Below are 7461 nucleotides of genomic sequence, written 5' to 3' on the forward strand. Positions count from 1 at the left end.
TCACTGTTCACTGTTCACTGTTTACTGTTTACTGTTATAACTACTCTTTCGCCATAATTCAGTAACCTTTCTAAACTCGCTAAACGATTTGACCAAACTTGAACTTGATAAGGTTTTTCCCTTGCTTGTGACTCCATCCAACCAGAAAAATTACCTCGAAAAGCAGCTAAAGCAACCTTAGCTGCTGATAAATTTTCCGCCGAAGGTTCCGCCGCCAATTTATCTAAAGTTACGGCTAATTTATCCACTTCTTGACTCCATTCTCTCATCACTGATTTAGACATCGCTAAATTATTATTTAACAACAAAAATATCCATTCTTGTTGTAACGCTTGATAGCGAGAAGCCGCCGCCGCAAAAGGTTCTCGATGAGGTAAAGGTTGCTGTTGTTTCGGACTACTTCTAAACTGAGATTCGAGATTATTATTCAGATTTTCCGCCGCAAATAAAGCATAACCTCCCGTAGGCGAATTTCGTAATAATTGCATTTGGTCAATTGCTACTACATCGGGAAGATTTAATAAACGTATTCCTGGTAAAAGAAGTGTTGATTTTAACAAAGCAGGATTGTAAAGTGGTTCAGTCATTTCCTCCAATTTTTCTGTATTTTCAGCATAAGTCATCGGCACCATAATGTCGATATTGCCGCGATTTGCCCATTCTTCCCAGTTTTGTTGAATTTTATTTAAACGTTCTTGTTTGGGAATAGGAAATACCGCCGCCGAAATAATTAAATCTGGGCGTTTTTGGCGCAATCTTTGGAAAGCAGTCGCGACAAAACTATCAACTTGCTGAATGCGAAATTCAGTCCATTTTTGCCAGAGAGAATGACGTGGAGAAAGACTTTTTGGGTCAACTCCACTTAGTTCTTTAAATAAGGTATTTGCTGCTTGACTATAACCGTGACTTTGGTTATTATTTGGGTCTTGAAAAGGATAACGAATATAATCAAATTGAATGCCATCTACATCATATTTAGTGGCAATTTCTTCGAGTAAAGATAATAAATAACTGCGAGCTTCTGAATTAGCTGGATCGAGAAAAGCCTTTTTGCTGTTAGGATGAAATAAATTGCCTCGGTTATCGCGAATTGCCCAATCTGGACGAGCAGCTAAAACGGGTCCAGGATAATTAATTGGCTGACCAATAATAGGATTATGACGTTGATTAGCAGTAGCAAAAATCCACACCCAAGCGTGTAATTCCATCCCACGAGATCGCGCTAATTTAATTGCTGCTGCTAAGGGGTCCCAACCTTTAGTTAAAGGATTTTGTTCGGGTGCAACTTGACTCGGATAAATTGGATAACCCGCATTAACAGTTTCAAAGAAAACAGTATTAATACCTGCTGCTGCCATGCGATCGAAAATGCGTGCTAAATCCTGTTCAGATTTAGCTTGAACAATCGTACCGCGATCGAGCCACATCGCCCTAATTTCTGCCCCATGTGCTGCTACCGGATAATTATCGAGTAAACTACGTCGTGCTTGCTGCCACTCACTACGGGCGCGATCGTAGTTTTGTGTTTCAATAGATTGGACGAAATTTTGCAATCCCGATCGCGCCTGTTCTAAAGCTTGATTCGTGCTAGGATTTTTAACTTGAGGCGATTTCTCAGATTGTTCCACCGCTTCAGTAGTTGACAAATTCAGCTTTTTGTGAGTGAGATCCGCAGCCAAAATTGCACTTTCATACCTACCGATTAAACTTGTCAACTCTTCGCGCATAGCGACAACTTGACGAGCCGCAATTGGCGTTCCTCGACTTGTAGGAGGACTCGGTTGAGGTTGAGAGTTGCGAGGAGGTAAAGCCGCCCTAGGGGTACTAGGAGGGGAATTATTTACCGTAGGATTCGAGTTAGGACGATTTTGTCGAGGAGGGAGAGAAGCAGTATCGATGACATTTATCGCACTTGGTTCACTCGCAGCCACACTACCACCATTACAAGCACCCAAACTTTTTCCCGAAGCCGCCGTAAAACTGCCGTAGCGCCCCACAGCCGCTTCCAACCAAGCCGCATCAATTTCCGCAGTGGAAGCCGTATCAACACCCCAACGCCAACCCAAAAACGTCGAATTTTCCGTTGTAATCACCGCCGGAGGAGTCCCATCAGATTGCCAAACCGCCGCCGTAGAGGAATTCAAACCAGCCGGAATAACTACACCACCACGCAGAGTACCAGAAAGATTCTTTTTGCGTACCCAAATTTGCTGTCTGGTGCGTAAAGGATCGAGGGTTGCGGGACTAGAAAGAGGAAAACCCCAATAAGCACCGAGTAGCGATCGCAACTGAGAACGGACATTAGCTTGAGATAAACTTCCTGTCGGACCGCTAGCGATCGTACGTCCGCCTAAATTTACCCAAGATTGTAAAGCCTGTACCTGTTCTCCTGTCATTGTTTCCACATTGGGAATTAACAGTACCCCTACTCCAGTTAAATCCTCAGCTTCATCTAAATTGGCTAATTCTACGACACAATAATCAAACCCCGTCGCTTGCAATCGCGAAACAATTCCTTGCCATTGTTGAGCATTTTCCGGACTTCTGACTACACCCAATCTACCCGTTTCTGCACTTTTCCCCGGAGCAGGAAAAAAACTAAATAATAGCAACCAGGAGATAAAAAAAAAGCCAATTTTGCTGACTTGAGAACTTAACCCAAAATTCTTATTCCGATGCTGAGAATTTTTCGTTAGGTAACTAAAAATTAGCTTGCTTTTGATACCGATTTTGTCTTCAACCTGGGAAAGGTTTGTGTTTGCCACCTTCTTTGTGATTGTCCGGTTAATTAGCGTCATTTCTCACCAAGTTCAGCCTAATTTTTCGGCAAATTAATCGCTCTAAGGATGATTTTCAACTTAGAGCGTAGGAGTACAGAATTCAATCTGCTTGCATCATCTAAGATAGACATCATCAGTGGCACCGAGCAAACTTTTAGATTGGGAAACGCTCGATCTGAACCACAGCTTGACGGGCATTTTGCTCTAAAGCTTCAGAAACGCCAGGAATTTGTGGAATTTGCCAAAGCACATCTACCGTACGACGGAACATTCTCACCAAATCGCCATCATCCAAACTTGTATTTTCGCACAATTGATTCCATTCCAGACTACCATCAGCGATCGCCCAATTTTCCACCAAAGCCACCAGATCGTCTTCCAGCCAAACTGGGATAGCCACATCATAGCGATGCTGAACTTGAATTAACTTCCGACGCTGTTGGCGTAAACTATCCAAAGTGGCGATTACTTCTGGAGAACAGCGATAATTAGTCCAACTGTCAGGTTTAGGAGGTTCGCTAATCAAAGCGCAAACCGCAGCCGCTAATTGTGCTGGCTTTAATCGATCCAACGCTCCCGATATAAAAGCTAACCCTAACCAAAGTTCATTATCACAGCGAATCGCCGCCGCCGCTTGTCCTAATTTGGTGGGAGTGTATTCCGTAAGCGCATCAAACTCTTGTAATACCTTGACCAAATTGAGAAATTCTTGCCAATAATAGGAACCGCGAGACTTTTGTTTGCGATAATTAACTTGTAGTTGATGAATTTTTTCCCGTAATTTTCTGGCGCGATCGCTGCGTTTAATTAAACTACTTGGTTTACCTAATTCATTTAAAGGATGATTTGCCAGTTGTTCTTCTACTGACTCAATCCGCAACCTTTGTTCTTTTACTTCCGGAGCTTCCCAAATTGCCTCTAAATTTTTCGGCAGATTTTTCGCAATTTGAGCAGTTTCCGGAGCGCCTTTTTTCGAGCCACCTAATTGACAAGGTAAATCGTTAGGAGGAGCTAAATTTTTCAAATCCAATTCGGGTAAAGTAGTTTTGTCTATACCCACAACATCAACACTAGAAACCACATACCAGCGATTATTTGCTGCCAAACAAACCAAATAAATCAGATTACCCCGTCCCGGTACTCGACAAACCAATACTGCTGGGATGGGAGAACTTACCTTAACGTGTTTACCTTTGAGATCAAGAATTTTGCCTAGTTTAACTCGCTCTAGCTCGGATCTAATTTCTTGAATTCTGACTGACTCAGCTTGTTGTTGTAAAGTTTTCGCTAAACGACGTTCTTCCCGAAGTCGTTCCTTAAGTTTTTTATAGCTAGAAATTTGTTCAATATCCAAGTTAGCTAATTCGATTTCCAGCTTAGCTAGTTGCGTCGTTAATTCAGCAATTTCTTGCAGTTGAGGATCGAGTTTTTGTCTAGCCAAATATTCAGCAAAGCTACCTTCAAGTAATTTCTCAACTTCTTCCAAAGCATGAGTTTGCAGTAAATTCAGTACCATACCATAAGAAGGAGCAAACCAACTTCGCAGTGGTTCCGGTTCCGCAGTCGCCAGATAAGCACCTTCTTTGGCTCCCTCAAAAGGAGTTTGGGAGATCGTCACATGACCTACAGTATCCATACCGCGTCTTCCAGCCCTACCAGCAACCTGTAAAAATTCAGAAGGTGTGAGCAATCGATGACCATCATCACTTCTTTTCGACAGCGAGGAAATTACTACAGTCCGAGCAGGCATATTAATTCCTGCGGCTAAAGTTGAAGTAGCAAAAACTACCTTTACCAAACCCATCTCAAACAGTCGTTCCACCAACTCTTTCCAAGCAGGTAAAATTCCCGCATGATGAGCAGCAATACCTTTTTTCAGAGGTTCGACTTGGTTCGATCTTGCTGCTTCGTGAGGATTTTGCGCTAAAAATTCATCTACCAGCTTGGATAGCTCAGCCGCTTCTCGAGCATTTACTAGCTGAAAATCGCTATCCTCAGCTAAATTAATTACCGCGCGATCGCAACCCCGACGATTAAAGATCAAGTAAATTGCTGGGAGCATATCCCGTTGCTGTAACTGCTCGACTATCAAAGCAATACTGGGACAATCTTCTCGTCTGGGTCGTCTTGGAGCCTGCTTTCCTTTAGCATAAGGCTTCAAGCGAGGATTAATATCTGTTTGCTTTTTATTGAGTAAAGGAAACAATCCCTTATTATTACTAAAGTAAAACTTTAAAGGAACCGGACGATAGTTAGAGTTAATTAAGACCGTCGAACCATGTACTTGATCGATCCAATCAGTAAGTTCTCCAGGATTACCAATCGTTGCCGAAAGCGCTAGCAACTGAATTTGCGGGGGACAATAGATAATCGATTCTTCCCAAACTGTACCTCGTTGGCGATCGCTCAAATAATGGCACTCATCTAAAACTACTGCTTCTACATCCGCTACAGTTGTACCCACCTGTCCAATCGGAGTTCCATAAAGCATATTCCGGAAAATCTCCGTCGTCATCACCAAAATCGGCGCTCCAACGTTAATTAAAATATCCCCGGTAATTAAACCAACTTGCTTCTGACCAAAAGACGAGCAAAAATCGCGAAACTTTTGATTAGAGAGAGCTTTAAGAGGAGTAGTGTAGAAAAGCCGCTTCCCTCTAACCAAAGCACGATGAATCGCGTACTCAGCAATGACAGTTTTTCCCGAACCCGTCGGCGCACAAACCACAATGGATTTATTATCGTCCCAAGCAGCGATCGCTTTCTTTTGGAAATCATCCAGTTTAAAGGGAAATAAGGTATTTAAATTTAATACTGAGGTGCTAGAAACGTTCACACAAGTTTTTTCCAATCAGAAACTAATATCAGCTTAAAACTAAACGAATGTAGCATTTACTGACTCTCTTTACTTAAAACTACTTTTACCACAGACCTTCAGACGCTGACCACTTAACGATTCTCTCAGTTTAACTAGCGAGCAGATGTACTGAGATTATTTAACGATAACCCTACTCTAACGGTCAAAGCAAGAAATTATGGTTCTTGAGCTTGTTGCTTTCCCAGTGGTTGAACAACCAAGGTAATATTGCATCTACCTACTACCTCGACAATTTCTCCCGAACAGATAATAATTTCTTCATCGCATCTCGCCGGCCACCAGCTACCTCGAAAGCGCACCCGACCTTTTTGCTCAGGTCGAATCTCTCGCTCGACAACTGCTTTTCCTTGACAATTACTGTAACTTATGCTTATTTGTTGTTTAACTGGAAACTCCGTCAGGCGAGAACTTTTGGGAGAGAGAGGAAACCGAAAAGACTTGAGAAAATTAAGCATTTGCTAGCTGCCTAGATAATAGTTGGATGACTTAGTAGTAAGGAATGAGAAGTCTTTACTTACCTTCATCAGCATTTACTACAAACGAAGTTCACCCTAATCTGGACTGCTATCAAGCAAAATTACAGATTTATTTATTAGTTCGAGCAGTTCTGAAGATACAACTGTGCATAGCTTTACGGAGGTTTTGCACTGAAATGCAAGATGATGGTCGAGGAAATAGAGGCGATCGCCTCCTTAACTAAAGTTTCCTTCGTTAAAGAGGACTAGCGACTTTGATTTCTCAATTAAGTTTCCACAGCACTTGAAGTTAAAACTTGTTGATTATGTTCTAGTAGTGGAAACCCTAAACGCTCTCGTTGCTTGGAGTATAACTTAGCCACTTGTCTTGCGAGAGAGCGAATTCTACCAATGTACCTAGTGCGCTCCGTCACCGAAATTACACCTCTCGCATCAAGCAGGTTAAAAGCGTGAGAACACTTCAACACATAATCAAGAGCGGGAGTAACTAAACCGATCTCGCTTAACTGTTTGGCTTCCTGCTCGTATAAAGTAAACAGATTAAACAACAGATCTGGATTAGATGCCTCAAAGTTATAAGTACACTGCTCAACTTCCCACTGAAGATAGACATCCCCGTAGCTTAGGCGATCGTTCCACTGAATTTTCGTCATCGCATCTACATTTTGCAGATACATCACCAAGCGTTCGATACCATAAGTAATTTCAATGGAAACCGGACGACAGTCAATTCCTCCGCATTGTTGGAAATAAGTAAACTGAGTAACCTCCATTCCATCCAGCCATACTTCCCAACCAACACCCCAAGCTCCCAAAGTTGGAGCCTCCCAATTATCTTCCACAAAACGAATATCACGATCCTCCGGGTGAATCCCCAAAGCTCTCAGAGAATCCAAATACCAATCCTGAATATTTTCTGGTGAAGGCTTAATCAGAACTTGATACTGATAATAGTGTTGCGTGCGATTAGGATTTTCTCCATAACGTCCATCCGTAGGGCGGCGACAAGGTTCAACATAAGCAACCGACCAAGGTTCCGGTCCAATAGCTCGCAAGAATGTATGAGGACTCATCGTGCCGGCACCCTTTTCCGTGTCATAAGGTTGAGCAATCAGACAACCGCGATCGCTCCAAAATTGATTCAAAGTAGCCACTACCGACTGAAAATTTGTACTCACCGTGGTGCTCCAGCTCGTGTTTGCAAATTTATTTTTACACAAAACCCTTACTTAGAGAGACTTTCAGCCAATGGAAATTTTTTTTTTGAAAAAACCCTTGACACTCTTGGAAATAGTAGCTAAATTAGTAAATGCGCGGTTGAGGCAAA

At 42.4% G+C, this 7461-nt stretch carries 5 protein-coding genes; 1 reads left to right on the forward strand and 4 read right to left on the reverse strand.

Features of this window, described 5'->3' with window-relative positions:
- Positions 1–14: 14 nt before the first annotated feature.
- From G3T18_RS25725 to G3T18_RS07475, 3 genes are all read right to left on the reverse strand, one after another.
- Positions 15–2765: a glycoside hydrolase family 10 protein gene (locus tag G3T18_RS25725; protein WP_224409914.1), complete on the reverse strand. Its 2751-nt coding sequence runs from the start codon at positions 2763–2765 to the stop codon at positions 15–17.
- 169 nt (positions 2766–2934) lie between these two features.
- Complete coding sequence (locus tag G3T18_RS07470; protein ID WP_224409915.1) at positions 2935–5616, reverse strand: DEAD/DEAH box helicase; 2682 nt, start codon at positions 5614–5616, stop codon at positions 2935–2937.
- Positions 5617–5813: 197 nt separating this feature from the next.
- The gene (locus G3T18_RS07475) at positions 5814–6113 is read right to left on the reverse strand and encodes an NfeD family protein (RefSeq protein ID WP_224409916.1); all 300 of its coding nucleotides are present in this window, start codon (positions 6111–6113) and stop codon (positions 5814–5816) included.
- 44 nt (positions 6114–6157) lie between these two features.
- Between G3T18_RS07475 and G3T18_RS07480 the strand changes: the two genes are divergently transcribed.
- Positions 6158–6358 (forward strand): hypothetical protein, encoded by a 201-nt coding sequence (locus tag G3T18_RS07480; protein ID WP_224409917.1) that lies wholly within the window; start codon positions 6158–6160, stop codon positions 6356–6358.
- Positions 6359–6400: 42 nt separating this feature from the next.
- Here the strand turns inward: G3T18_RS07480 and glyQ are convergent, their stop codons facing one another.
- Positions 6401–7312 carry a glycine--tRNA ligase subunit alpha gene (gene glyQ, locus G3T18_RS07485; RefSeq protein ID WP_224409918.1) on the reverse strand — a complete coding sequence of 304 codons (912 nt, stop codon included), beginning with the start codon at positions 7310–7312 and terminating at the stop codon, positions 6401–6403.
- Positions 7313–7461: the final 149 nt, after the last annotated feature.

The sequence above is a fragment of the Oscillatoria salina IIICB1 genome (genome assembly GCF_020144665.1).
In the GTDB taxonomy this organism is placed as follows: domain Bacteria; phylum Cyanobacteriota; class Cyanobacteriia; order Cyanobacteriales; family SIO1D9; genus IIICB1.